The sequence below is a fragment of the Pseudomonas mandelii genome, from assembly GCF_006438925.1.
Classification (GTDB): Bacteria; Pseudomonadota; Gammaproteobacteria; order Pseudomonadales; family Pseudomonadaceae; genus Aquipseudomonas; species Aquipseudomonas mandelii_C.
The window spans coordinates 362,566-388,655 of record NZ_RCZA01000002.1 but is presented as its reverse complement, the minus strand read 5'-3'; the positions used below and the strand labels follow the sequence as shown (position 1 = coordinate 388,655).

The window sequence follows — 26,090 nt, the reverse complement described above, 5'->3', positions numbered from 1 at the left end:
CGTTTATATCTTTAACCGAACAATCCTGAAGATTTCTGCTCACGGGTCGATACAGAGCTCAAGACAGGAGAACCCCCATGCGATTCGTGCTCATTGCCGCCCTTGCCATCAGTGCCCTCAGCGTCACGGGCTGCACCCGTTGGTCGATGAACCATCATTTGAATAACGCCTACAGCGCCTACGACCGCGGCAATTGCGAGCAGGTGACGCTCGAACTGTCCAAAGTCGAACGCGCCAGTCGAGCTAGGCCTTATGTGTGGCCGGAAGTGTCGATGTTGCGCGGGTTGTGCCTGGAGCGGCAGAAACTGTTTGTCGATGCGGCACAAACCTACCAGTTCATCATCGCCTCGTACCCGCAAAGTGAATACGCCTACCGCGCCCGCGCCCGCCTGGAAACCTTGCAGTCGCTGGGCCACTATCCGCTACGCAGTGCTGCTGCGGTCGTGCGCCCGACGCAGTTCTGATGGTTGTAGTTGTTCAAAGGCTGGCTCACCGGCGGTGGTGAGCTATAGTCGAATAGATCGGTTTAGAGCCTTGCCTCTGATCGACGCAACACCTGTGATCGGCAGGAGTAAGCGGCAGCGGCTTTATGGACTGTCGCACCGGGATCGGGGAGAGCGCGCCCATGCCTCTGTATAAAAAGAAGCAGGCCCGTTCCGAAGCATTAGTGCGGCTCTGCTTAAGAGCCTTGCTGGGCCATTTGCGCATGTTTACTGACCGCCGGATCGAGCGGCATCAACTGCCGTATTTTCTAAGAGTGTTCAACAGCGTCACCGACAAACCCATCGGCTTTCTGGGCAACGTGTCCGAAGACGGGCTGATGCTGATCAGTCAGTTGCCGATGATGATCGGCGCCGATTTCGATTTGCGCCTGAAAATCCCCGCCAGCGATGGCTGCATGCAGGTCATTGATCTTCAGGCGTGTTGCCTGTGGTGCCATGAAGACACGACCCCTCACCACTATGACGCCGGGTTCAGCCTGCAACGGGCACCGCCGGAGTATGGGCAACTGATCAGCGCCTTGAAGCAATACTTCAGTTTTCAGCCGTTGCCTGCCTCTGCCTGAACGCCCACAACCTGTAGCAGCTGGCGCAGCCTGCGTTCGGCTGCGCAGCAGTCGTAAAATCAAAGCTCGCGGTGATCAGGTAGACCGTGCATCTCGGGTTTACGACTGCTGCGCAGCCGAACGCAGGCTGCACCAGCTGCTACAGGGGTTTAGGTCGTCTTGATCGCTGGCTCGTTAGCCAGCGACCTCTCTACCAGCATCAACCCCAACTCACTCAACTGATAAATCGCCATCGCCAGATGTCGCGGCTTGTCGTCCAGGCTTTCGGCCAGGTCGAGCAGCAGAATGCTGACGGTCGAAAAGGTCTCGTAGGTTTCGATGGTCAAGGCTTCGGGATTGGCATCGGGGACAACGGTGAACATTTTCATGGCACGGTCCTGGGATGAACGGAGGTGGTTGATGTCGGGTTTGAGGTAATGGTCCAGCGCCTTGTCGGCGGCGGCGTGGAGCTTTTTTGAATCGAGGGTGGCGTAGGGGGAAACCGGGTCGGTTTCGGGGGGATTGGGTGTGGCTTTGAACATGGTCGTATTGCCTCTATTAGGGCTACCACCGATTCGCGACTAAACGAGAGGGTGGCGGCTGTACGCAGGTTAGTCGACCGGGAGGCATACGAATTACCGGCGCGCCCGAGGGCGCCCTGCGCACAGCCACCATCGAGTGCGGGGATAGGGAATACCCGACTTGATGATGCTTATGCACCTACATATACCCACCGGGCGACTAAACCCGATCGCTGATTGGCAGCGACGCGGATCAAGTTACGGGGCAATACCAAGGCGCACAAGCCGGCGGATTCTGGCGGATCTGTAGGCAAATGCGCAAGACGCTGTAGCCGCGGACTGAGGCGTTGAAAACATTGGAGAAAGTGGCGGGGTGTAGGGTGACCGTTCGTCTGGACTGTCATATTTGACAGGTGTTGTGGCATAGGGAAACAGCCTAAAACAATTTTACGAGAAGTAAAAACCACCCCAGAACGGTAATACGATCATGACCGACGAACGCATTGACGTGGCTCCCGAAGAGGACGAAGTTCCAAGTGTGTCTACCCTGCCTGATTTGATCATAGAAGCTCCGATTAACGGAAGTATCCAATCCGGGGGCTTGGATGTCTGGTTCATGATTCCCGGGAACGGTTTTGTCTGGATGGAGTATTTTGTTAACGATGTAAAGATCTTCGAATACGATATTCAATTTTTCAGCGGGAATATTAGACACTGGAGACCCTTCGTATCCTACGTGCCGGGGCCGGCGCGCGTGGAGGGGTGGTGGAGTTACGGGCTCCAACCTTCCCGGCGAACGGTAACCAATTTTTGGATCAGCAACGTACCGATGATTACTTATCCGGCTGAAAATGAATTCATACAGAATCGCCGGCCAAAGATTACTGGGACCGGCGGCGGAAACTGTTCCCTCAAGGTGAGGAAAAGTTCCTCAACAATATCGCTAAGTGCTCCGTTCACGGCCACTGCAAATGAATGGACGGTAGACCTCAATCAGCGCTTGCCTTGGGGTGATTATTCAATTGCTATTGAACAATCAAGGGCGGGCTATACCACGCGTTACAGTCTAAACCGGACTTTTACAATTATCGGTGCAGAATTGTCTTCACCCATGGCCAATCAGATCGTGCCCAGCCATGAGCTTGTTTTCGAGGGCGAGAGTAATTCGGGTATGTCTGTTCACGTGGTTAGAGAGGACAATCATTATGTTGCGCTTAGTAACGCGGTTAACGTTCCTGGGAGCGAACAGTGGGAAGTGAAGCTGAAGGAGGATCTGGTTAGAACATTGCAAAGTGGTGAGTTAAGTGTAACAGCGCAATGGCGACGGGATGCATGGCGCTATGGTTATTCAGACATTTTGACTTTTAAAGTGTTAGGTGTGCCGGTCATTACCAGTCCCGCTGGGAGTAGTGCTCAGGAACAAACCTTTACCCTAAGCGGTAACAACGGATTAGCCGGGGCCAAGGTCGAAATATACGAGGACACGCAGACCGTCAAACTCGGTGAAAGCGGCGTGTTGACAGGGGCAACCTGGACCGTTCAGGTCGATCTGAAGCCAGGGCCTAGAAGTCTTGTTGCACTACAACGCCATAGCGGGAAACAGTCAGTGCGAGGTGCTCCCCGCTCCTTCAAAATCCGCCCCCCTGTACCCTCCATTACATCAAGGCTCAGTGGGGAAACCGTCACGCTATCGGGCACAGGCTATAACGGCACTGGTGTGCGTATGGACATTCACTTCCGTAACGATACAACGCCGTACCTGGACGCTACCGTCTCCGCAGGCAGCTGGTCGAAGGTCATTCCGCCGGATCTGCCGCCGTACAATTATAATTTCGGTGGTCGGCAAAGCGTTTCCGATGGCGGTAGCGGACGGATTTACAACACGGGCTGGGTCACTGATATTCCGGTCAACATCCCGACGCCTGTACCCACCTCCGTAAGCTTCACGGTCAACGGACAACGGGCAACCTTCAAAGGTCGGGGGCGCCAGTGGGGGACGGCTGCGGTCGGTGTCGGCATTTTCAATGACGGCGTTGCCCTGGCGGGTGTGCCCCACGCCAACGTACAGACAAACCTCAGTTGGGAAACGACCGCCATCGCTGACCTTGCTCCGGGCAACTACACACGGTTGACGGCCCGGCAAGGGGTGAACAGTCAGTGGTCTGCCGACAGTGCCAGATTTTCGATGGTCATAGCCTCGCCTCCTCCCACCTTTACCGCCCCTGGGGCGGGCGCCAACACCGGGCAACGCCCGACGATTTCCGGCACTGCCTGGCCCGGTTCGGCAATTGTCTTGACGATCCCGGGTAAAACCGATGTGCCGTTAACGGCAAACGGCGGCAACTTTAGCCTGACCGCCGCTGAAGACTGGGCGCCGACCACCTACACCATCACCGCAAAGGCGGTATCCGGCGGGCAGACTTCTACGGCCGCCAGCCGGACATTCACGGTCAAGACCCCGCTACCGATCATCACCACCGCCGCCGATGCCGAGGTCGACCTGTCTCCGGTCATCGACGGCGCAGGTTACAAAGGGTGTTGGGTGATCATCTATTCAAACGTTACCCACCAGTCCATCGGGGCCGGTCCGGTGGGCCCGGACAATAAATGGAAGGTGACACTGGTCGATCAGGCACCGGGCAATCTGGGTTATTACGCCATCCAGCAAGAAGAGCAAACCAGTAACAACCGGTCCGACCGAACCGCTGCGCGGACGGTAAAGGTGCGTGTGCCGAAGCCGTTAATCGGGGTGCCGACACAAAACGGCAAACCAGCGCGCGAGTCACTGTTTTCCGGTACGGGGCAATATCCCGGTACTGTCGAATTGTCGATCAAGGGACAGACCACGCCTTTTCTCAAAAACATCGTTGTGAAAAACGATGGCACCTGGCAGGCGCACGTGACGCTGCCGGCGGGCGGTCCCGTCATGCTGGAGGCGAGATTGCTGCAAAGAACCTATATCAGTGATCCGCTTGAGCACGTCGTTACGGTGGTGCCGGCGGTGCCGGTGATCGATACCCCCCGAAACGCAGAGGCGCTGGGTGCCCTGTTGAGGATTTCCGGGTTTGGTTATCCGGGGGACACCATACGTATCGACAGACGTAAAAATTTTGGGTACCTGGGTGTCGTTGAGGTAGCGGAGGCCGGCACTTGGTCGATGCTAGTCAGGCACAACATGGTTGCTGAAGACGGTATCTCTGCTATTGCGTATCCCGGCGGCAAGCCGGAATGGTGGTCGGGCTATTCATACATGCCTGTAATATCCTTGCTCCAACCCGCCCCAAAACTCACCGAGCCCCTGGCCGGCGACTGGGTCGGGATCAGACCGCAGTACAGCGGCCTGGCAATCCCCGGCGCGGCCATCACCGTCGCTTCATGGTTCGACGCCGACGACGTGCTGGCCCCGCCGACGACAGCGGACGCCAACGGTCGCTGGGCAGTGACAGGCAACAAGGATTTGCGTGAAGGTGCGATGCGGGTGGTGGTGCGTCAGACCGTGGACGGTACGCCTTCGGAGTGGTTCCAGAGCGAACGCTTCATGGTGGAGCGCAAGACCGCCGGCTTTGAGGCGCCCACCGTGCATTATCCGCTGGCGGGCCAACAGGTCGGACGGCGGCCAATGTTCTCCGGTTCGGGTGAGCCGGGCGCCGAGGTTCTGATCGTCAAGAAAGATTCGATGTCGACCGTGCTCGGCAGGACGCGAGTGGATCGTGAAGGACGCTGGGCGTTGCGATCGCAGATCGAGTTGCCGGTGGCGGCCACGTCTTATATCTATTCGGTGCAGCAGTCCCGCGATGGCGCCGTCTCGGACTGGTTGCTGCCCAATCGCAGCTTCGTCGTGACCCAGATTGCAGCCTCATTCGAAAAGCCGATTATCGACAAGCCGCTGGATAATGCCAGTCAGGTACTGGAGCGCCTGCCGCTGTTCTCCGGCAGGGGAGTGCCAGGGGCGGAGCTCAAAGTCCATCGGTTTAACACCAGCACTGTGCTGGCTACCACCCGGGTGGACGCCGCAGGCAACTGGTCGGTTCGCTGCGAAGTCGAGCTGACCGTACAGGCTGCCGCGCACCAGATCACGGCCCAGCAGAACATGGACGGCAAATTCTCGGTAGCTTCGTCCACTATCAGCTTCAAGGTCGAAGAGAAGCTGGACAAACCCGTATTCACCAGCCCGTCTCCCGAGAAAGCAGAGGTTTCGCCTCATGCAGTGATTCGCGGCACAGCATTACCGGGAGGCGAGGTGCGGCTGTACAAGTCGGGGAATCCCTACAGCGTATGGGGGCGTGGCATTGCCGATGTGCAAGGGCAGTGGGTGATTGTGACCGATGCGTTGCCGCTGCTGGAAGACTTCACAGTGGGGGGGCGGGTGTACAAGGGCGATATTTTCTCGCTATGGATGGACGAGCTTACGTTGAAAGTGGTCGATGGCGGTTGACCGCCCTTTGCGCCCTTGCATGGCCCTTCTCTGAGGGCCTTTTTTTTGTCATTTTCCGCGCGGTATATTCCGACCGACGGTCATAAAACCTGTCAGATATGACAGTAGTCAGGTTGCTCCGGCAAGCATTAAATCGACGAGACGCCAGCAATAGACAATCTCGCCTGGCGACCGATCACACGATTTTATGCCGAGGGGAATTACTGCGATGAATGAGTCTGACAATCGTCCGGTCAATCTATTGGTCAAGGCTGTGCTCGGAGAGAGGGACACGGACGAGGTCCTGCCTCTCGATGACTACATCGCACAGCAACCCAGCGTATTCGATTTGATCAAACTGCGGCCTGCTCAATTGCGCGAGCTCGGCTTGAGCCGCGCAGAGGCCCGATCTCTGCTGGCGCGTGGTAATGCCCTGGCGTTGTACATGGCCAGGCTGTTTCGCGAGCAGAGCCTGCGCGCAACGACGGCATCAGAGGATGAAAAGACATGGGTGCCGCTGCCCACGTACAAGGAGCAGTTCCAGCCCGATATCAACGCCGCCGCCCCGTCCGGCAGTCCCGAGCACAGTGCGTCGACCACCGCGTACATGGTGGCTCTGCGCGAGTGGATACAGGGCAAGATCGAGCCGCAGGGCGATCCGCAGCAGACTATCGGACTGGCGGAGCGTCGGCCCGATGTGGATGAACTGCTGATCGATGAAATGGCGATCACTCGCGGGCAATCGCGACTGGAGATCGCCAATTCGGTGCTGGAAGCGCAGATCCTGTCCAGGCCGAAAATATACTATTCGACCGTCAAGGCGTACCTGCGCACCGTGCGGTTTCATAACAGCCTGCCGTATGACCATGACTGGGAGAGTATTTCCCATGTCGTTGGCACGGCCCTGAAGGGTGGGGCACTGGGGGACATCATTCGCCGGGTCGATCCGGACTATCCGTATTTCAAGAATCCGGGTGCGCGGGGCGAGCGTGCCGATGTGGCCTTGCAGCTCGGTAGCGCCATCGGGCCTCTGAAATTATCGTTGCTGCTCGAAGACCCGTACTTCCCTCTGGATGCGACGATGGCCGAGGCGCCATTGCGCCGGGTGGATCCATTGACCCGACGGGTCGATCCGGATCCGCAGCAATCTGCGGACAGTTTTTATCCCGACAACTTCGGCAGTCTGGCGAATTTCCTCACTAGTCTGCGCATGTTGTGGATCTTCAAGGATGCGACACGCCTCGATCAGCGTCAGTTCGATTGCCTGCTGGGGCGCGGCGTCTTTACCCCCAAGCTTTCGGTCAACGCCCCCGTGTTGGGTAACCCGGATGTGCCGCTGACGGGGGTCGTGGCGGGCGCCCGGTTTATCCATGGTGGATCGGGGCCGGCCATCGATCTGGAGAAAGCGATTGTCGGTGGGGAGTTGACATTGGTGCGTGTGGGGGAAGCCGGCTTCACACAACTGGAACACCGCATTGATCGCATCAATCGCAAGTGTCGTCTGGATCGCATGCTGCAACTGCCCGGGCATCACGTCGATCAACTGCTCATCGCCGCCATGCAGGCCGAGCAGCGTGGCACCGGCGAGCCGTCAATCTGGATCCGTCCCAATACCCTGCGCTGTCTGGGCCTGTTCAAGGAACTCAACCTCGCTTACGAGTGCAAGGCCGAAGAGTTTGCGGCGCTGATCGATGTGCTGTCGGTGTATGGCCAGGATGGGCAACTGTCGCACTATGACCGCGTGTACAACCGCGAGGCCGTGTATGAGGAGGCGTTGCGAATCGATGATGTCGAGTTTGCAATCGTGCCGCGCACGCCAGCCGAGCAGCAAACGGTGCATCAGATTTGCAGCGCGCTGGAGATCAACTTCGAAACCTACCGTTACCTGGCCACGGTGATTGCCGAGGCATTCGGGCTCAAGACCCACTTGAGCCGCAGCCTGAACATTTTCTCGAGTTTCTGGCGACTGGTATTTATCGGCCGGCTGTTTGGCCTGACGCCGATTGAGTCGACGGCCCTGTTGCAGACCTTGAGCGCAGGGGAAGGCCTGGTGGCACAACTGGCAGGCGAGCCGGCGGTGTCCAGTTACGGTTCGGCGGACGGCGCTGACGCACTGAGTGCCATCCGCGGGTTGATGGCTTGCGCCAACTGGTGCCGGGAGCACGATTTGTCGCCGCTCTGGTTGGTGCAAAACGTCAATCCGGTGTATGTGCCGACGGTCTGGAGTGAATCCCAGGAGCAGTTGCTGCGCCAGTTGCGCAGCCAGGTGCAGGCGGTGCGGGTAGAGCAAGCCACCTTGCTGGAGGAAGGTGCGCCGCAGCGCGATGGTAACGAGCAGCTCATCGATTGGCTGGTTGCACTGACAGATCTGGTGGACGCCAACGGTCTGGTGATAGGCCGTGTCGGGGAAACACAGGACCAGTATCTCGAACGCGCCACCAGCGTGATCAAGCGCCTGGTTAAGACGATTTATCCCGATGCAGATGACAAGCAGCACCTACGTGAACCGCTGGAAACCGTGATCCGTACGATTGTATTGCGCTGCCGCGACGAGCAGCGGGTGGTGGTGGAAGCCGGTCTGTCGGTTTATCTGAAGCTCGATTCATTGCTGACGGCGCAGGTGATGTCCTGGGCGCAAGGCCAGGCTTATGATTTTTTGCAAGAAGCCATGCGTCTGCCGAACCTGACCACGCCGGGCGTGCAGGAGCAACCGGATTCATTTCTGCAAATGCTCGCGGAGCTTGAACGACGTGGCCGGATCGCTGACAAGCTGAAGCTGACGGCGACGATGCTCAGCACCCTGCTGGAGGGCGAGCAGTATCAATGGTTCAGCCTTGAGAGTCCCTACGAGATTTCGATCCGTGCGGTGTACTACCTGACGTTCTATCGTCGGCTGGTCTCCCGGGCCCGGCAGCCTGAAGAAAAAATCCTCGACTACCTCACCCAGGTCAATCAGTTACCCGACGACATGAGTGAGGATGGCCTGCGCCTGGTGCGCGACGCCGCTGCCGATAAACTGGCCAGTTATTTGGGCTGCGGTATCCGGCATGTGCTGGAGTGCGCCGAGCACATTAATCACGAGGTCGAAGGCAGCGCCAGCCCGGCCTGGCCGATTCTGCGCAATCTGGCGCAGCTGGATTTACTGGATCGCACGCTGGAACTGGCCCGACGCGGGATGGACATCACCGCTGCGCTCAGTCTGGGGGCGTTGAACCCGCTGGATCCGGAGCCGCTGTATGCACAGGCCGCGCAAAGTGCTCTGGAAAGCCTGGCCCGGTTCAACGCCACGACCACGCCGCAGGATTCGGCGGAGGTCGGCCAGAGTTTCACCACCCGTTGCGTGGTGGACAACCCGACCCTGATTGCCAACCTGCCGCAGGAAGTCGCCGAGTTCGAAATCACCCTGCTCGATTTCTACGGTGAACCGCTCAAGGGGGTGGTTCTCTACGTGGGAACCGACCTCGGGGCGGTGCTCACACCGGTGATTCGCACGGATGACAAGGGTCGTGCCTGGGCGCAATTGCAGGCCGGGGGCAGGATGGGCACCGCGCATCTGCACTACAGCGTGCCGCTGTACGAGCCGGTGTATGGCCCGTCGGTGGTCATCGATTGCGATGAGGCAACCTTGAAGTTCAATTCCGAGTTGAGCGGATTGCCGCCCACAGATCCGGTACTGGCCGGGCGTCTGTGGGAACAGGAGATGTATGCCGTGTTGATCGACGATTACGGCAACCGAGGCGCTCATCGCCAGGTGGCGTGGTCGACGACGCTGGGCGATATTCGCCCCAGTCAGACTTTCACCGACAGGGATGGCCTCAGTCGGGTGTGGATCTCCAGCCTGAGTCCTGGCGACGCCACCATCACGGTCGGCAATGTGGAGGGCAGTCACAGCCTCACGTTCAGTAGTTCCATTAAATTTGCCGACCAACCGCGAATTTTCAGCGCGCCCGTCATCACCACGGTGGCAATGGTCGGTCATGCCTTGCAGGTACGCTGCCGGGTTGTTGGACTGGACGATGCACCTGTGGAGGGTGGGAAGGTGATGTGGTGGACCAGTGCCGCGCTGGGCAAAGTCGAAGTGCCGAGCGGCGCTGACGGGTATTCGGAGTTTTCCGTGGACACTCCACCAGTGGGCGATCTGACCGTCTATGCGCAGCTGGACAGCAACCCGAGTGTCGAGGTCAAGGTGTGGGTGGCCAGTGATGCGCGGATCCAGAACTACTCGGAGGTTATTCGCTTCCCGGTCGCTGGCGCTGCACGACCGACTTTGCTTTGGGTCGATGTGAAAGAGTCCAGCGCTGCGGATGCGCGGCCGGTGAGCAACTACCCGGTGCAGTGGAAGGTCGAATTCATTCCTCCTGAAGAGGTGACGATTGCTACTGAAGAGGTGACGATTGCCACCGATGCCGAGGGCCGTTCGGTGTATCCGTTCAAGTCGACGAAGGAAGGGGACTTCATCGTGACGGCCAAACTGACACTCCACCCGGCACAACAGCGCCAGTTCGACTTGACCGTGTTGAAGGCCTTTGAATGGAAGGTGGAGTTGGTCGTCATCGAGGACGGCTCGGAAACCCGTACGCCGATCATTCCGGGGACCGATGAACTCACCCTGTTCAGGGACGGCCACTATCGCCTTGAAATTTCTCCGCTCAATACCTCGCAGCTCAAAGATAGCGGAGGTTCGCAGGGGTGGAGTTCCGACTACACCACTCAGGCGCTGGGCATGGTTTTCACACCACCACTGGCTACGCGTTTCACGTTCACCGACGACCCGTATCAGGTGGACATCCGCACCGCCAATATCCGCAATGGCCGCTTTCAGCTGAATCTTCACTGCGATCGCGTGATCGGGGCGCTGGTACTAGAAGGCACGTTGGGCAAGCGGCCCGCTACCCGCCGCGCGGGCAATCGCGCCGAGACAGGGAGATAACCATGGAAACGCTACAGATCAATGAACTGACAGAACGCTACACGGCGGCGATGGTGGAGGCGGTGCTGGGACAGAAACTGTGGACCGGTGCGGTCACCCTGAGAACCCCCGATGAGTTGAGCCGGTATCTGATGCTCGATACCCAGGACAGCGCGCAACTGCAAGCCACCCAGACTTCATCGACCGTGCGCTGTTTGCAGGAGCATATCCAGTCCGTCTACAGCGGCATGGAAAAGGGTTACGAAAACAGCCATTTCGAAGAGGAGGACCTGCAGTACTGGTATCAGTTTCTGAGCCACTACAGCACTTGGTCGGCCAATGTGCTGCTCAAGGATCAGGCGGAAAACTACATCGTCCCGTCACTTCGCCTGAAAAAAACCACCTTGTTCCGCGCCCTGGAAAACCGCTTGAATCAGATGCGCCTGAGTACCGGGTCGGTGCAACAGGGCTTGATGGAGTACACCCAGGCTTTCCAGCGCTTGTGCGATCTGGATGTGCTCAGCGGTTACATCGATGGCGAGAACGTTCAGGACGCACGCTATTACCTGATCGGGCAGGAACGCACGGCGCCGTTCGCCTATTTTTTGCGCAGTGTCAAAGTCGAGCTGGACAAGGAAAGCCGGAAAATCAATCCCGCCGCCTGGGGCGAGTGGCAGAAGATCGATGTCGCCACCACCGGCAGGGTGGTGGACATCCGTTGCGTGAACTGGCTGGGGCTGCCGGTGATGGTCTGGTGCGAATGGCGTGAACGCCAGATCGATAGCGACGGCGTGGTGCAGAACCCCTGGTCGCTGGAGATCAAGCTCGCCTTCAGTTCCCTGAACGGCCAGTGGTCGGCGCCGTTGTCGCTGCATCAGCGCGATTGCGAGTACGACGTTTCCAACGGTCGGCTGACTGTTGTGTCGTTGGGCGACGGTGATCCCCGGGACGACCGGTTGGCCGTCTGTTACACCAATCGGCATAGCCTGGACGGGCAGACCCCGTTCCACGACATCGAGATTCATGAAACCCGCGATGCATTGTTTCGCAAAGTGGCGGATGACACGGCAACCTTGCTGGCGATGACGTTCGGGCGTTTCAGCCACGTCGCCAGCCTGCAACAAAAGGTGGTGCCGGCGGATTATTCGACGGTCACCGTCAGCAGCGTGCCGGCCACGGTGGGGTCAATCACGGCAAATCTGTTTCTCGACGCTATCTATACGCGGGAACGTGCGGCGGACGACAACTTTTATGAAGTGATCAGGGTCCGCGGGCGCTGCGATGCGGTGGAAGAACAAGGGCGGGTACTCGAACGAGTGTCGATCAGTTGGCGGGCAACCACGGCCAGCACCTCCTTTGACGTCAGGATGGTCGAGGCCGGCGAGCAGCAACTGCGGATCACCCTGACCACGCGCCTGAAACCGACGCAGATTCATGTGGTGCAGTTGGTGAATGGCCAGGGCAAGGAAAATGTCCACTCGTTCGCCATCGCTGACTTCAAGGAAACCTCGCCGGGCGACGGCATTTGGGTGGCCGACGCCGTCGCCACGCTGACCAGCGAGGTGTTGGCGATTCTGCTGGCAAGAACCCTGGACGAGATTCGTGCCGGTGCCGGTTTCTCCATCACCGGTCTGGGCGATGCCGTGCTGAACGAGCTGAATCAGCTGGTACCGAAGGTGTTGTATGCCCCAGTGGTGTTCAGTCTAGTGTGGGCTGAACGCACGGTGGATGATCCGGCGGACTGGATCTCGACTGGCGTATTGAATGGCCAGTACGCAACGCCCTGGCGGACTTATCGTCGACAAACCCCGTCGATCGGTATCGGCAATTTTCCTATCGACTCACCGATCGACTTTTCTTTCGGTGAAGTGGATACGGGCAAGGAAGGCTATGGCCGCAACATGTTTTCAGTCACGCTCAAGGAGCGGCCGCGACTGTACGTGACCCCGTCCATCGACAAGAGCAGCGCCGAGGGCGCGCAGTTCCTGAGTTTCAACAATAGCAATCAGGCGCTCAAGTACACGCGAATAAACTCGACGTTCGGTCCCGTATTGACCAGTCGCGCCGCAGTCTCGGTGGATGCGTTGCTGGCCTGGGACACCCAGCATGTCGACGAGCCGCGCATGCCCGACGGCAACATTGAGGAAAACGGGCCGTTCGATGGCTGCAACGGTTTGTACTTCTGGGAGTTGTTCTTTCACACGCCGGATCTGGTAGGCGCTCGCTTGTCGGCAGAGGGTCGCCATCGCGAGGCGCAAGGTTGGTACGAGTACGTGTTCAACCCGCTGGCGCGTGAGGTGGAACCTGTCGAGAATCCGCAGCCCGATGACCCGCCGGTGATCCCGGCACCGGCCTACTGGCGCTGCCGTCCTCTGCAAAACGAACTTATCGAGTGTTCCCATGAAAGCGCCGCGCCATCGGATCCGGACGCCATCGGATACTGCGCACCGGTGCACTTCAAGATCGCCATTTTCCTGCGCTATGTGGAGAACCTGATCGCGTGGGGCGATGCACTTTATCGTCATCTGGATTACGACAGCATGGTGCATGCCGGGCTCAATTACAGCAGGGCCCTGACGTTGATCGGCGAAGAACCGGTCACTCGTACGGCGAGCACCTGGCAGCCGAAAAAGCTCAGCGAAGTATTGACCCTGATCAGCGGGCGCGATCCGCTCAAGGCGTTCGAAGCGGGTCTGAACCTCAGCCTTGCCGATGTGCCGAGCCAGATGCAGGTCACGCCGTACTTCGATCTGCTGGGTTCGGGGGTATTCCGTCCCGGGATCAATGAACGGCCCAAGGCGCTGTGGGATCTGCTCAACGCGCGGCTAAACAACTTGCGCAACAACCGCTCGATCGATGGCCAGCCCTTGTCGATCCCAATGTTCAGTCGGACGATGGACCCGCTGGAGCTGTTGCGTGCCCAGGCCAATGGCAATCAGGGCGCTGCGCGCAATCCGGGTGGCCAGGTGCAGGTGGTGCCATACAAATGGAACACCGTGTACAACCTGGCGCTGCAAGGTGTGGAGTTTCTGATCCAGCAGGAAGACCAGTTGCGCTCCTGGCTGGAACTGCGTGACCGCGGCGAGCTGGAGACGCTGCAGCAAGGTCACCTGATCGAGTTGGCCGACTACACCCGTGCAATCCATGAGACGACGATTGCCCAGCTCGAAGCCACTTCTGCGTCATTGCGGCAAAGCGAGAGCATGGTCAACGCCCGCGCGCAGCACTATGAAGCGTTGGCCGCGGAAGGGGTTTCCGAGGCGGAGCTAAGTGTTCTGGAGAAGAGCCAATCTGCCCGAGACTCTGCGGTAGTCGCTCAAGGGTTTCGGGTTGCGGGGGGCCTACTGGATCTGGCCCCCAATGTTTTCGGGACGTCTTTCGGCGGCGTTCGTATTGCCTCTCCCGTCTATGCTATTGCCGATATCCTTCAGATAGGCGTCGATGTCCTGCGGGGTGAAGCCGAAGAGATCGGCATCATCGAACAGCACCGGCGACGTCAGCAGGAATGGGAGCTCGCCCGCGATCAATCGTTTGCCGAAATGCGGGTGTTGCGCGAGCAACTGCTGGCCCAGGATCATGCGCTCGACGCTGCCCGTGCCAGTCTGCTACAGACCGAAATTGCCAACACTCAGGCCCTGGCGGTGTACGCGTTCTATCAGAATCGCACGACAGGTCAGGAGCTGAGCAATTGGGTGGTCGGGCAGATCAAAACCCTGATCTACCAGGTCTACGACGTCGTCGCCGGTGTGTGCCTGTGTGCCGAAACCTGTTGGCAGTATGAACTGGGCGATTACAAGAGCCGGTTTGTCCGCCCGGATGTCTGGATGGACGCCTGCCATGGGTTTACCACCGGCCAGTCGTTGAAACTCGATCTGTTGCGCATGGCCGCTGCGCGCATCAAGCGCGACGAGCACCGCTTGCAACTGGTTAAAACAATATCGCTCAAGAATCTGGACGCACACAAATGGGCGACTTTCAAAAGCTCGGGAACGCTGTCGATCGAGCTCAAAGAGAGTCTCTTCAACGAAGACTACCCGGGGCACTACTGCCGTCAGGTCAGAGGGGTATCACTGACCTTTCCCGGTCTGTTGGGACCCTATCAGAATATCTGTGCAACGTTGCTGCAGATCAGCAGTTCCACGCTGCTGGAGCCGGACATCGAGGCAGTCAAACTCCTGCATGGTCTTGAAGCTAAAGAGGTGCCGCCAGGTTCGCTGGTGCAGAACCTGCGTCCTTACCAGCAGATCGGCTTGTCCCTGGGGCTGGACGACAACGGCATCGCCACACGCATGGACGATGACCGCTATCTGCCGTTCGAAGGCACGGGCGCCCATGCTGAATATGTGCTGACACTGCCCCGACATGACAGCCCCTCCCAGGAACGACTTCTGGATTCTCTGACGGATGTCATTCTGACGCTGGTGTATCAGGCAAGGGACGGGGGCCAGAAGTTCGCCAGCCATGTTGAGGGCTTACCACCTCCAGCACCGTCAATGATTCGTCCAAGGAAGATACAGCCATGAATGAAGAATATATCCATGCCCGTCACAATTTCATCGTCAACGGCAATTTCACCAATGACCTGGAAGGCTGGACGATCGATGACGGAAGGAAGGTCACCCGTCAGGGAGGGTTATGGGAGGGCAGAACGGTCGACTTCATGAACGCCACAAACATGGGGCAAGGCTTTCAGACAATAACGCTGGCGTCGCTGCCACGCCCGATGCAGGGCAGAGCCGATTACAAACTGGTGTTCCACTACGAGGCGGTGCAGGGTGCGCTAGGTACGTTGCGGATCAATCCTGGTCTGGGTGGAGAAGTGGATCTGGACCTTGTGCCTTCGCGCCTGGCAGAACCCGAGCAAGCGGTTGGCCCCGATGGACTCCTGCTCGATCTGTATCTTGTCGAATATCCGCACATGCTTACGCTAGACCCAGCCGAGCAGACCGTCATGTTTACCGTCATCAGCCCTGACAATGGAGGGCCGGGCCGGCCTGGCGCCATACGGTTCACTTTTGCCCGCGTGGAGTTGTTGCTGGAGCCGTTACAGCTGGACAGTGTGGCCATCGATGGCGAACCACAATCGGTCGATGAAAAGTTGCACCTGTGCTTTGGTGCCAGCCATGAGCTTGCCTTGCAGCTGGCAAGCGACAGCGTCTGGTTCGGGACGCAGGCGGGATTGCTGGTCAATGATGATGAGCAGGATCCTGAAGGCATTCTCAATGCCGGCCCGCCCTGGGGGCAGGAGCATCCCGTAGCCGATCCGTGGACGATCAATTGCTCCGGGGTTGTTGAGGATACAGAGATCGAGCGTACCCTGGCCGTGCGCAGTCAGTACACCGCCGACACCTATCCGTTGCCAGCGGTCTGCGGGCATTTTCAGCTCGACGTCGTTGTGTTGCAGGAAGCCGAGTGGTATCCGGTGATCGACCTTGATCAGAGTGTGGACCTGCGCGTGCGGGTGCAATCGCATTACACCCAGACCCCGTTGGCCAACCGCGAGGTCACCTGGACGCTCAAGGGGGCCAATAGTGCGGATGATGTCGTGTTGGCCCGCCAACCCTCGGATCCGAACGGTGAGGCCTATTTAACCTGGACACCGGATACCGCTGGCGATTGGCGAATCGAAGCGTCGGTCGACAGTCACTATAAAAAGGAAAATGCCCGGCATGTGTTTGCGGTGCGGGCGCTGAAGGAGGATCCATGGCTGAGCGCCCGATTTTCTCTGGATGGCGCGCCGCGTGATTGGCTTTGGGGAGGCGAGACTGGCTACCCCTGCCGTGGCGCAACCCATGCCGTGGCCCTGGCGTTTGCGGCGGATCACGTCCTGGCCGAAACCGAATTGACATTGCATTGGGAGGGAGAAGACACCCCGGCCGGACTGAAGATGACGTTTACACCAAAGCTGGACGACGCCAATCCGGTGGAGGGGCCGGGACAGGTCTGGGTGATGGAGTGCGGCAATCAGAGGAACAGCTTTTTCAAATTCAATGTCAGTTGTTCGAAGCTGTTGAAACCCTCGCCTTTTCAGGCGCTGGAGCTTGCTCATAACAGGCTGGAGAGGGGTGAGGTGAAGTTTCGGACAAGGTTTCCTTCGGTCGACGGTGCGGCTTTGCCTTTACAGTTTCAGGTCCTGTCCAGTGTTCCGGGCGTGGGACCTGTGACAGGGGTCGATGTGGTATGGAGTCTCGCCGGCACGGAGGATCAGACACTGTCGACGGGCACTGACGGTTGGTCACAGTACGACTTCATTCCGAAAGAGGAAGGCTCGTTCACGGTCGCGGCCAAAGTTACCAGTCGCTATGACAGTGAGGAGATCGAGCATCCGTTCGAGATCACGGTGTTGGCTGAAAATCCGCTAGCGGGTTTGACAAAGGTGACACTGGCGGGACAGGAAGCCGGGGCGGTTGGATTGTTCTGTTTCCGCGACGCCGAGCCGGTAGAGCTGTTGATCAAGCCGGTTGGGAAAACGCTGGTGGACGAGTTCTTTTATCTGGAACTGAAAAGCGAAGATGGCTCCATTCCGGAGTTTCATTTTGAGCCTGCCATGGATGTTCTGCGCCGGTTACCGGAAGAAGGTTTGTCCTGGCAGGTCAGCTCTGCCTCCAGTGCCAGTGCCCGTTTCCTGTTGTATGTGTGCCATGACGAGATAACGCCCTACGAGTTACAGGGCAGATTATTGTCCAGAAACCTTGAGGACGAGGGTACCTTCACCTTTGACGGAAAAGCATTGGACATCACGAGCACGGCATATCCCTGCCTGGGTGGCCAGCACTTCCTGGAGTTCATGCCGAAGGTTGACAGCCCCTTGACCAGGCTTGAGGTCGCAGCACAATGGGTGGATGAGTCACATCGATCGCTCAATGCCAGGCTTGATCCTGTACATGCGCGGGACCTGCCGAGCGGTGGCCTGGAGTGGACGCTTGATGCGAGCAACAGCACTGAAAGCGGCCCGTTGGCGCTGGCGCTGACACTCCCGCAGGCCCGTTTCACATACCCTGCGATGACGATGTTGTTGGCCCACAACCGGATCGAGATCGCCGAGGTGCGCGGGCCAACGTTTGACATGGTCGTGGGCGAAACCGCTTATCTGGATATCAGGAATAAGTCGGTTTACACCGGACGATCCGTGCCGGGGATCGACGTCAGCTTCTCGTATCAAGGTGTTTCAACACCTATACGGACCCAGGACAATGGTTGGGCACGCTTTCCGTTCATTGCCACTCAAGTGGGCAAAGTGCAAGTGCTCGCCACGGTACCGAGCCCCTACAATGGCCCCGACAATTTCCCTTCATACAGCTTCGAGTTCACGGTATTGGCTGCTGTCGTGCAGGCGGACTCATCGTTGCCGGACAAGGTTCCACTCATTGCTGAAGGAGAGCAGCCAGTGTCTGTTGACGCCGAGATTGTCGAGGTGCGCGAGCCCACGTTCGACCCGGTGGAGGGAGAAAGTGTCTTGATGGGACTCAAGATTCACTTGTCGAACACCCGTCGGGCAGCGTCCGGTATTGCGGTGACCTTTCAGACCGGGCAAGAAACTGTGCAGGTGGTAACGGATAACGAAGGGTGGGCGCGTTTTTCCTACAAGGCCTCGTTTCCCAGGGATATGGCGGTAGTCGCCACACTGGACAGCTTCAACGACAGTGCCAGCGCAGTTCGATCCCACACCTTCCGCTTCAAGATATTGGCCGCCAATGTCTGGGACGATGCACTGATCCAATTGAACAGTGTGCCGAAAACGGTCTGGGGCGAGGAAACCCTGTTTCCCCGAACTCCACAGGTTCATACCATCAAGTTATCGGTCGACAACGTCGGCAGCCATTTGCTCAATCGCGAAATATGCCTCGGATTGAAGGGGTATTCATCCGCCCGGGACCTGGGATTGACTAATGTCCAGCCGGCATTGGGTGAGTATCAACGATTGACCAGTGCGGGGTTGAGCTGGCAGTGCACCGGTACGATCGGCGGTGCCTATGCCCTGCAACTGGAGGCATCGCGCCTGCTCAAACAGTCGCCTGTCAATGCGATGTCGTGGGGGCCAGTGCCGCCTGCCGGGTTGTCTGACGGTATTCCCGAAATCTCCAAAAATCCGGAAATTCCTGATTGAAGCTGGCGCTGTCTTGATCGATGGCTAGAAGGCCCCAGCCTTCTTCCAACTCAAATACTGCGTCACCAGCTCGGCCCCCAACTCCCCGGGCCGAACATCCAGCACCTGAACCCCATGAGCGCTCAACCGCTCATGGAGTTCGGCCCGCGCATTCAGGTAGTCCAGCGTGCCGCAATAGGCCAGTGCCTCTGGCAAGGTCTGTACTGGTGCCATTCTTGTCTGGTCGAAGATGTCTTCGCGCAAACTGGCGACCAATACGCGATGGTGTTTGCCCAGGCGTTTGACCGCACTCAATAGTTCGTCATCGTCCTCATCGCGCAGGTTGGTCACCAACACCACCAGCGCCCGACGCTTTTGCCGGGCGAGCAACTGGCTGGCGGCGGCCTGGTAGTCGGCGGGGCGCTGGCTGCTGTCGAGGTCATAAACGGCATTGAGCAACACGTTGAGCTGGCCGCTGCCTTTGACCGGGGCGAGGTGGCGTTGTCGATCGCCCGCGAAGGTGCAGAGGCCCACCGCATCGCCTTGGCGCAGGGCGATATAGCTGAGCAACAGGCAGGCATTGAGCGCATGGTCGAAATGCGCCAGTTCACCGTCCTGGCTGCGCATCCGGCGGCCGCAGTCGAGCATGAAAATGATCTGCTGGTCGCGCTCGTCCTGATACTCCCGGGCAATTGGAGTGCGCTGGCGGGCGGTGGCTTTCCAGTCGATTTGTCGCAGGCTGTCGCCTTCGCGAAATTCACGCAGCTGATGAAACTCCATACCCAACCCGCGACGCTGGCGCTGGCGGACGCCGAGCTGGCTGAGCCAGTTGTCCACCGCCAGCAATTGGCCGCCGTAGAGGCGGGCGAAGTCCGGGTAGACGCGGGTGTTGTCGGTGACGTTGAGCAGGCGTTTGTCGGACCATAAACCCAATGGGCTCGGCAGGTTGATTTCGCAGTGTTCAAAGGTGAAATGACCACGCTTGAGCGGGCGCAGGCGGTAGCCGACCTGGCTGTGCTGGCCGGGTTGCAGTTCGACCGACAGTGGCAGGTTTTCGAAGCTCAGGCCGTCCGGCACATGGTCGAAAATGTGTATGTTCAGTGGTTGGGCAAAGTCATGCTCGACCTCCAGTCGCACTTCACTCCATCGACCGAGTGCAAGGCTGCCGGGCATTTGTCGTTGTACGCGGGGAGTGGGCAGGCGTTTGAGGCGGATGGCGTCGAGTACTGCCAAGGCCAGCAGTGCCAGCAGCAATCCCCAGTTGATCGACAACAGGTTCGGCGCAACGCTGACGCCCAGCGCTCGGAGTGCGCCGAGCACAATGCTCAGGCCCAGCAGGGCGGCGAGCCAGATCAGCAAGAGGCGGGAGGGTTTCATCTTTCGTAACCCTGAGACTCGTTGAAGGGATCATGCACACCGAAGATCAAAGGATCGCAGCCTGCGGCAGCTCCTACGCCGACCGTATTCCCATTCCGATGATGGTGGTGTGCGCGATCCCGTAGGAGCTGCCGAAGGCTGCGATCTTTTCTGGTGTCGACGCGAATCTCGAGCACGGCGTTCACACTCTTGGAGCCGGCACTTGATCGAGCAATTGCTTGAGTACTTGATCGACGTCCAGCCCTTCGATGTCGAGCTCCGGCGCAATCCGCACACGGTGACGCAGCACCGCGAGGGCGCAGCCTTTGATGTCATCCGGGATCACAAAATCGCCACCACGCAACAAGGCGCGGGCCCGAGCGCAACGCACCAGGGCAATGGAGGCCCGAGGCCCGGCGCCGAGGATCAGGCCCGGCCAGGTGCGGGTGGTGCGGGCCAGGCGCACGGCGTAATCGAGCACCTGATCGTCCAGCGGCAAATCGCTGGCAATGCGCTGCAAGGCCAGCACGTCCTTGGCTTGCAGGACGGTGCGCAGTGGTTGCACATCAAGCATGTCGGCCCGGGTCGAGCGGCTGACCTGGCGGACCATGTTCAGCTCCTGATCGGCGTCGGGGTAATCCATGCGCACCTTAAGCATGAAGCGATCAAGCTCGGATTCCGGCAGCGGGTAAGTGCCTTCCTGTTCGATGGGGTTTTGTGTGGCGAGCACCATGAACGGTTGCACGATGGGCAGGGCGCGGCCTTCGAGGGTGACCTGGCGTTCCTGCATGGCTTCGAGCAACGCCGCCTGGGTTTTCGCCGGGGCGCGGTTGATCTCGTCGGCCAGCAGCAGGTTGGTGAACAACGGCCCTTTGCGCAGTTTGAATTGCTCGGTATGCAAGTCGTACACCGCGTGCCCGGTGACATCGCTGGGCATCAGGTCCGGGGTGAACTGAATACGTGCGAACTCGCCGCCGAAGCAGCGGGCGAGGGCGCGCACCAACAGTGTCTTGCCCAGCCCCGGCACGCCTTCGAGCAGTACGTGGCCACCGGCAATCAACGCAGTGAGGACGTCGTCGATCACGGTGTTTTGGCCGATCACGGCTTTCTGTAATTCGGTCCGTACTGCTTGGGCCAACTGGCTCGCGCGCTGGCGCTGCTGGGCGGCGTGGGTCTGTGTGCCGGGCTCGATCTGTTCACTCATAAGGCGTTCCTCAAGGTTTGCAGGTGGGCGACCTGACGGCTGAATTCAGCGCTGGACAGCCGCTGCTTCGGTCGCGGGCTCATGGCCTGGCTGATAGCGCGTGTGGATTGGCCGGTCAGGCGTGCGAGGACCAGCCATTGTTCGGCAACGCCGAGTTGTTCGAAACCGGGATGACGGCGCCGCACACGACGCAAGATGTCGTGCTGCAAGGCTTGCATCAGGTGTTGCTGACCGTTTCGGCGCAGCATGAAATCGGCGCTGGCGCGCAGGTGTTCCTGAAGTTGACGGCGGGCTCTCGGGGCCGGTTCCAGCAGCGGACCCTGGCGCACGCCGACGTGCCAGAAGCCAAGACCGATCAGGGCAAAAAGGGCGACCAATGCTTGGGGGAAATAGCGCAGGAGCAAGGTCAGAAGACTGTCGTGATCGGTGTTGAACAGCAGGGTCACGTTCGTGTCCGCGGTCAGGTACCAGAGCAGCCAGGCGTTGTCGTACTGGTCAATGGCCGGGGTTTTCCACAGGTCGGCGTCGGTGACCACGGTGATCGAACCGAGCCCGTGGGTCAGCTGCATCATGTGCGTGGCTTTGCCGCTGTTGGCCCAGGCCTGGGCGAGGTTTTTCGGGTCTTCGAGATGGAATGCGGTATCAAAACCGGCGTAGGCCGGCGCGTTTTCGTCTTCCAGATACAGCTTGGTCAGCTCGGGGTAAGGATCGTCGTCGATAGCGGGCGGCGGGTCCTTGAGGTCTTTGCTCAGCGACTGGTGCAACTGCACCCGGTCGAGCAACAGGTCATTGCTTTGGCCGATCTTCTCATCCCACAGCGACTGGGCGACAAACAAAAGTCGCCCGCCGGCCCGGGTCCAGTTCAACAGCTGATCGATCTGGCGCGGGGTCATGTTGTACCGGTCCCCGAGCAATAACAGACTGTGCTGATGCGGCTCCAGGGTTGGCATAATGTCGAGGCTGTTGGCGTGGTTCACCGACAGGCCCTGCTTGCGCAGGAAATACTCGGCGGCGAGATAGGGGTTGGCCTGGGCTTCGGGCGAGGGGCCATGATCGATATCTGTCTGATAGGGCGTCGCCTTGACGTACAGATAAACACTCAGCGCGATCAAGAGCACGGCGACGAACACGCCGACCGCCGGCCAGCGTTGCCGGTTCAACGCAACGCTCCCGGGCCGAACAGGGCTCGCCAGCCGTCACAGAGTTCCTGTTGCAAATGCGCGGGAGGCAGGCGATGCCCGTAGGCCATGTTCTGCCAGTGCCCGGTCAGGTTTTTACTGAAGGCCAGCAAGGCAGGTTGTTGCAGGTGTTCGATGCGCTCCAGGACCTGGCCTTCGGTGTCGGCGGGTTTCAGCGCCATGTTGAAGTCGTGCAGCAAGTGGCTGAGCAGACCGCGATAGAGCAATCCGAGGGCCTCGCGAGGATTGGTCTGCCAGAGGTGCTCGGCGCTGGCAGCGATGTCGGCGGGCAGGGTTTCGCGGTTGAGGTCCAGGCCGAAAGCCTGTTGCGGTAACGGCCGCGCGACCTTGCTGTTCAAGGCCGGTCGACGGCTGACGAAGGCTTGCAACCCGTCACGGTAATGCCAGATCAATAAGCCAATGGCACCGATCACGACACCCCATAACACAACTTCAATCAGCGAGGCCGCTGCGCCGAAGCGTTGGTTGTCCAGCAGCTTGAGCAGCGCCTTCAGCCATTCGGTTGTTTGGTCATCGTCTGCCGTATCGGCGGCGGGTTTTTCTTCGCCAAACCGATAGCGCGTGACCGATTCCTTGTTCTTGAACGGAGGCTGATCGAGGAGCGCCTTGATGCTGTCCCGGGATGCCTGACTGGTCAGTGGCTGGTCCAGCAGGCGTGGGCTGTCGGGTGAAATGACTGGCTCGGCGGCCCATACGGTGTGTGCTGTCGGTATCAACAGGAACGCTGCCAGCAGCAGGGTGACGGCGGCGCTGCTCAAGCGTTGGCGCATGCGACGGAACACCAGCTCGATATCCCAGGCCTCCAGCACCGTGCGCCGATTTAGATAAAGGCTGAAACCGCAGGCGACATAAACCGGTTCCCAGACAATGAGCACCAGTGCGTAAAAGGCGTTGGTCAGGTGCTCCAGCCATCGCCAGTCCTGTGTCGCGGCGGTGATCAAGGTCTGCCAGCTCCAGTCGAGTTCGACCTGTTGCGGCAAAAACAGGTAGAACAGCACCATCAGGCCGATCCACAGCGCGGTTTCCAGATGCACGCCGATGATGGTCAGCCACCGCGCGGCACCGGCGTTGCGCTGCAACAGCACCTGCAAGCGCTGTTGTCGCGTTTGCCCATTCAGCCCTTCGAGCTGCATCACCGGCATCAGGAAGCTGCGACTCAGGCTCAGGCGCCGCCAGGTCAGACTCACCAGCAGTTGCGGTTGGAGCAGCCGCGGAAATTGGCGCAACGCCTGCTTGAGCGTGGGCGTTTCGCCAAACATGGCTTTGGACAGTATGTACAGCGGCAGGCGGTCGAACGCCGGTTTCAGCCACCAGAAAATGAACACGGCGAGGGAGGGCGAATCCCACAGCACCCAGCTGAGCAGGGCGAAAACCGGCAAGGTCACGATGGCCCAACTGGTCATCAGCAGACACCGGTGTCGCTGGCTCAGCAGGACGCCCAGGTCCATGGCTTCCCAGGTGGTGCGCGGGCGGATGACAGCCGTGGCGTCACTCAGGCGCATGGCGGGTCCGTCCGGCAAACAGCAGATAGGTCGCCACCAACAACCAGAGCGCTGCACCGACCAGGTATTTGGTCATTGGCGCGACCCCGATCGTGGACGACCAGTAAGCTTCGATAAACGCCGCAATCAGCAGAAACAGCATGACCCCGCAAATCAGCAGTACGCTCTTGCGTGCCGCCAATCGCAGGGCTTCGGAGCGGGGCAGGCGTCCCGGCGCGATCAATGCCCAACCCAGTTGCAGGCCGGCGGCACCGGCCAGGGCGATAGCACTCAGTTCGAAGGCGCCGTGGCCAACCACGAATGACCAGAAGGTTTGCCCGTAGCCGATGTGCGTCAGGTGCCCGGCCACCGCGCCAATCATCAAACCGTTGAAGAACAGGAAAAACGCGCTGCCCAGGCCAAACAGCACACCGCTGGCGAAGGTCTGAAAGGCAATGCCGATGTTGTGCATGATGTAGTAACCGAACATCACCCAGTCTTCACTGGCCGCCCGTTCTGCCGAACGTCCCAAATGACCGGCGACGGGGTCGTACATGCCTTGCATCTCGCTGACCTGCTCGGCCGGGATCAGGTTGTAGACGAAGTCCGGGAACAGATACACCAGCAGCGCGATGCCGATCAGGCTGCCAAAAAACATCAGGCCGGCGGCGAGCACGAAGCGCCACTGTTCGCGCACCAGTCGCGGGAAGTCAGCCAGGATGAAGCCCAGCACGTTGGCACCCAGTCGACTGCGGTGGCGATAAAGCTGTTGATGCCCGCGCAGTACTTGTTGCTGTAATGAGTCGATCAGAAAGCTGCTGTAACCACGTTCCTGGGCCAGCGCCAGATGCTGGCAGAGACGACGATAATCGCTGGGGAAACCGGCGACTCGCTCTGCTTCCTTGCCTTGCTCCAGCTGTTCAAGCACGAGAGCAAATTGTTCCCATTCGGCCTTGTGGCGACTTTCGAAAAGGCTTTGTTTCATGTCGGGCCCAACAAGCCGCGGGCGATGCCATTGAGTTCGTCCACGGCCCCTGGCGCCGACACCTGCAACGTTTGCGCGAGTATGGCCGCCAGCTCTTTGACCCGTGCGTCAGAGAGTTCACCCTGACGCTCGGCAAACCCGAGGATGGCGCGTTGTTCGGTCAGCGTCAGCGCAAAGGCCGGGCGCCGGGGCTGGACGGCGGGCAGTTGTGGTCGGGCGAGCGGTTGTTCGCGGTAGATCACCAGCGTGCCGGCGGCCAGATCGCCGAGGCGTTTGAAGGTGGGATGTTGCAGGCAACTGATGGCCCCGAGGAAATAGCCGAACGGCAGCATGTCGACAAATCGCAGCAGGTTGCGCAGCAGCGAAGCAGACCAGCCGATGGGCGTGCCATCGTCCTGCACCACCCGCAGGCCCATCCATTGCTTGCCTGGTGAACGACCCTGGTTGAGCACTTCGAACAGCACCATGTACCACCAACTCACCACGAACAACAGAATCGAGCCGAGCCCTGCACCGAGTTTTCCGAGGAACGCCAGGACGATAAACAGCAGGCCGACGATCAACCCGCGCAGCCCGAGATCGATGGAGAACGCCAGCGCACGAACCATCAACCCGGCCGGGCGCAGTGGCAGGTCGATGCCTTCCGGCGTTTCGACTTGATACCGCGTATCCAGTGGCGGGGACAGCGTCGCATTCCTTGGCAGTGCTGTGGTCTCGAGCATGGGCAACCTTGATGTGGCCTGTTCGGGATTCGATGTCCGTCCGATGCTAGCAGCCTCTCGGGGGAAAACGACATAACTATGTATTGCACGGCACGTGGCCAGAGGTGATTGAATGAGAAGATTACTGGCCGGGGCGGGATGTGAACGCCTAGACTTCGCCGATCTTCA

Annotated in this window: 13 protein-coding genes; 6 read left to right on the top strand and 7 right to left on the bottom strand. The window is 59.4% G+C overall.

Annotated elements, in window-relative coordinates:
• The first annotated feature begins 77 nt into the window (after positions 1-77).
• The gene (locus tag EAH74_RS05640; protein ID WP_140676880.1) at positions 78-464 is read left to right on the top strand and encodes a tetratricopeptide repeat protein; all 387 of its coding nucleotides are present in this window, start codon (positions 78-80) and stop codon (positions 462-464) included.
• Positions 465-706: 242 nt separating this feature from the next.
• Complete coding sequence (locus tag EAH74_RS05635) at positions 707-1,066, top strand: PilZ domain-containing protein (protein ID WP_140677283.1); 360 nt, start codon at positions 707-709, stop codon at positions 1,064-1,066.
• A gap of 149 nt (positions 1,067-1,215) precedes the next feature.
• Here the strand turns inward: EAH74_RS05635 and EAH74_RS05630 are convergent, their stop codons facing one another.
• Positions 1,216-1,587, bottom strand: a complete 372-nt coding sequence (locus EAH74_RS05630) for a DUF6124 family protein (protein ID WP_140676877.1) — start codon at positions 1,585-1,587, stop codon at positions 1,216-1,218.
• Positions 1,588-2,053: 466 nt separating this feature from the next.
• Here EAH74_RS05630 and EAH74_RS05625 point away from each other — a divergent pair, with 466 nt between their 5' ends.
• The 4 genes from EAH74_RS05625 (at position 2,054) to EAH74_RS33045 (ending at position 18,996) form a co-directional block, all read left to right on the top strand.
• Positions 2,054-6,001: a hypothetical protein gene (locus tag EAH74_RS05625; protein WP_140676874.1), complete on the top strand. Its 3,948-nt coding sequence runs from the start codon at positions 2,054-2,056 to the stop codon at positions 5,999-6,001.
• A 208-nt stretch (positions 6,002-6,209) separates the two neighbouring features.
• Positions 6,210-10,910 carry a Tc toxin subunit A gene (locus EAH74_RS05620; RefSeq protein WP_170206611.1) on the top strand — a complete coding sequence of 1,567 codons (4,701 nt, stop codon included), beginning with the start codon at positions 6,210-6,212 and terminating at the stop codon, positions 10,908-10,910.
• A gap of 2 nt (positions 10,911-10,912) precedes the next feature.
• On the top strand, positions 10,913-15,412 hold the full coding sequence (locus EAH74_RS05615; protein ID WP_140676871.1) for a neuraminidase-like domain-containing protein: 4,500 nt from the start codon (positions 10,913-10,915) through the stop codon (positions 15,410-15,412).
• A complete protein-coding gene (locus EAH74_RS33045; protein ID WP_170206610.1) occupies positions 15,409-18,996 on the top strand; it encodes a hypothetical protein in 3,588 nt (1,195 codons plus the stop codon). Before EAH74_RS05615 ends, EAH74_RS33045 begins: the two co-directional genes overlap by 4 nt.
• A 24-nt stretch (positions 18,997-19,020) precedes the next feature.
• Here the strand turns inward: EAH74_RS33045 and EAH74_RS05605 are convergent, their stop codons facing one another.
• The 6 genes from EAH74_RS05605 to EAH74_RS05580 form a co-directional block, all read right to left on the bottom strand.
• Entirely contained in the window at positions 19,021-20,352 is a 1,332-nt protein-coding gene (locus EAH74_RS05605) for a DUF58 domain-containing protein (RefSeq protein WP_140676868.1), read from the bottom strand.
• Between the two features lie 181 nt (positions 20,353-20,533).
• Entirely contained in the window at positions 20,534-21,535 is a 1,002-nt protein-coding gene (locus tag EAH74_RS05600; RefSeq protein ID WP_140676865.1) for an AAA family ATPase, read from the bottom strand.
• Entirely contained in the window at positions 21,532-22,695 is a 1,164-nt protein-coding gene (locus EAH74_RS05595) for a DUF4350 domain-containing protein (protein ID WP_140676862.1), read from the bottom strand. The genes EAH74_RS05600 and EAH74_RS05595 overlap by 4 nt, the downstream gene beginning before the upstream one ends.
• On the bottom strand, positions 22,692-24,236 hold the full coding sequence (locus EAH74_RS05590) for a DUF4129 domain-containing protein (protein ID WP_140676859.1): 1,545 nt from the start codon (positions 24,234-24,236) through the stop codon (positions 22,692-22,694). Before EAH74_RS05590 ends, EAH74_RS05595 begins: the two co-directional genes overlap by 4 nt.
• Positions 24,223-25,200 (bottom strand): stage II sporulation protein M, encoded by a 978-nt coding sequence (locus tag EAH74_RS05585; RefSeq protein ID WP_140676857.1) that lies wholly within the window; start codon positions 25,198-25,200, stop codon positions 24,223-24,225. The genes EAH74_RS05590 and EAH74_RS05585 overlap by 14 nt, the downstream gene beginning before the upstream one ends.
• The gene (locus EAH74_RS05580) at positions 25,197-25,922 is read right to left on the bottom strand and encodes an RDD family protein (RefSeq protein WP_140676854.1); all 726 of its coding nucleotides are present in this window, start codon (positions 25,920-25,922) and stop codon (positions 25,197-25,199) included. Before EAH74_RS05580 ends, EAH74_RS05585 begins: the two co-directional genes overlap by 4 nt.
• Between the last annotated feature and the right edge of the window lie 168 nt (positions 25,923-26,090).

Excerpts from the sequence above, each read along its gene's own strand:
- EAH74_RS05640 (WP_140676880.1), top strand. The coding sequence starts at position 78 with ATGCGATTCGTGCTCATTGCCGCCCTTGCCATCAGTGCCCTCAGCGTC.
- EAH74_RS05635 (WP_140677283.1), top strand. The coding sequence starts at position 707 with ATGTTTACTGACCGCCGGATCGAGCGGCATCAACTGCCGTATTTTCTA.
- EAH74_RS05630 (WP_140676877.1), bottom strand. The coding sequence starts at position 1,587 with ATGTTCAAAGCCACACCCAATCCCCCCGAAACCGACCCGGTTTCCCCC.
- EAH74_RS05625 (WP_140676874.1), top strand. The coding sequence starts at position 2,054 with ATGACCGACGAACGCATTGACGTGGCTCCCGAAGAGGACGAAGTTCCA.
- EAH74_RS05620 (WP_170206611.1), top strand. The coding sequence starts at position 6,210 with ATGAATGAGTCTGACAATCGTCCGGTCAATCTATTGGTCAAGGCTGTG.
- EAH74_RS05615 (WP_140676871.1), top strand. The coding sequence starts at position 10,913 with ATGGAAACGCTACAGATCAATGAACTGACAGAACGCTACACGGCGGCG.
- EAH74_RS33045 (WP_170206610.1), top strand. The coding sequence starts at position 15,409 with ATGAATGAAGAATATATCCATGCCCGTCACAATTTCATCGTCAACGGC.
- EAH74_RS05605 (WP_140676868.1), bottom strand. The coding sequence starts at position 20,352 with ATGAAACCCTCCCGCCTCTTGCTGATCTGGCTCGCCGCCCTGCTGGGC.
- EAH74_RS05600 (WP_140676865.1), bottom strand. The coding sequence starts at position 21,535 with ATGAGTGAACAGATCGAGCCCGGCACACAGACCCACGCCGCCCAGCAG.
- EAH74_RS05590 (WP_140676859.1), bottom strand. The coding sequence starts at position 24,236 with ATGCGCCTGAGTGACGCCACGGCTGTCATCCGCCCGCGCACCACCTGG.
- EAH74_RS05585 (WP_140676857.1), bottom strand. The coding sequence starts at position 25,200 with ATGAAACAAAGCCTTTTCGAAAGTCGCCACAAGGCCGAATGGGAACAA.
- EAH74_RS05580 (WP_140676854.1), bottom strand. The coding sequence starts at position 25,922 with ATGCTCGAGACCACAGCACTGCCAAGGAATGCGACGCTGTCCCCGCCA.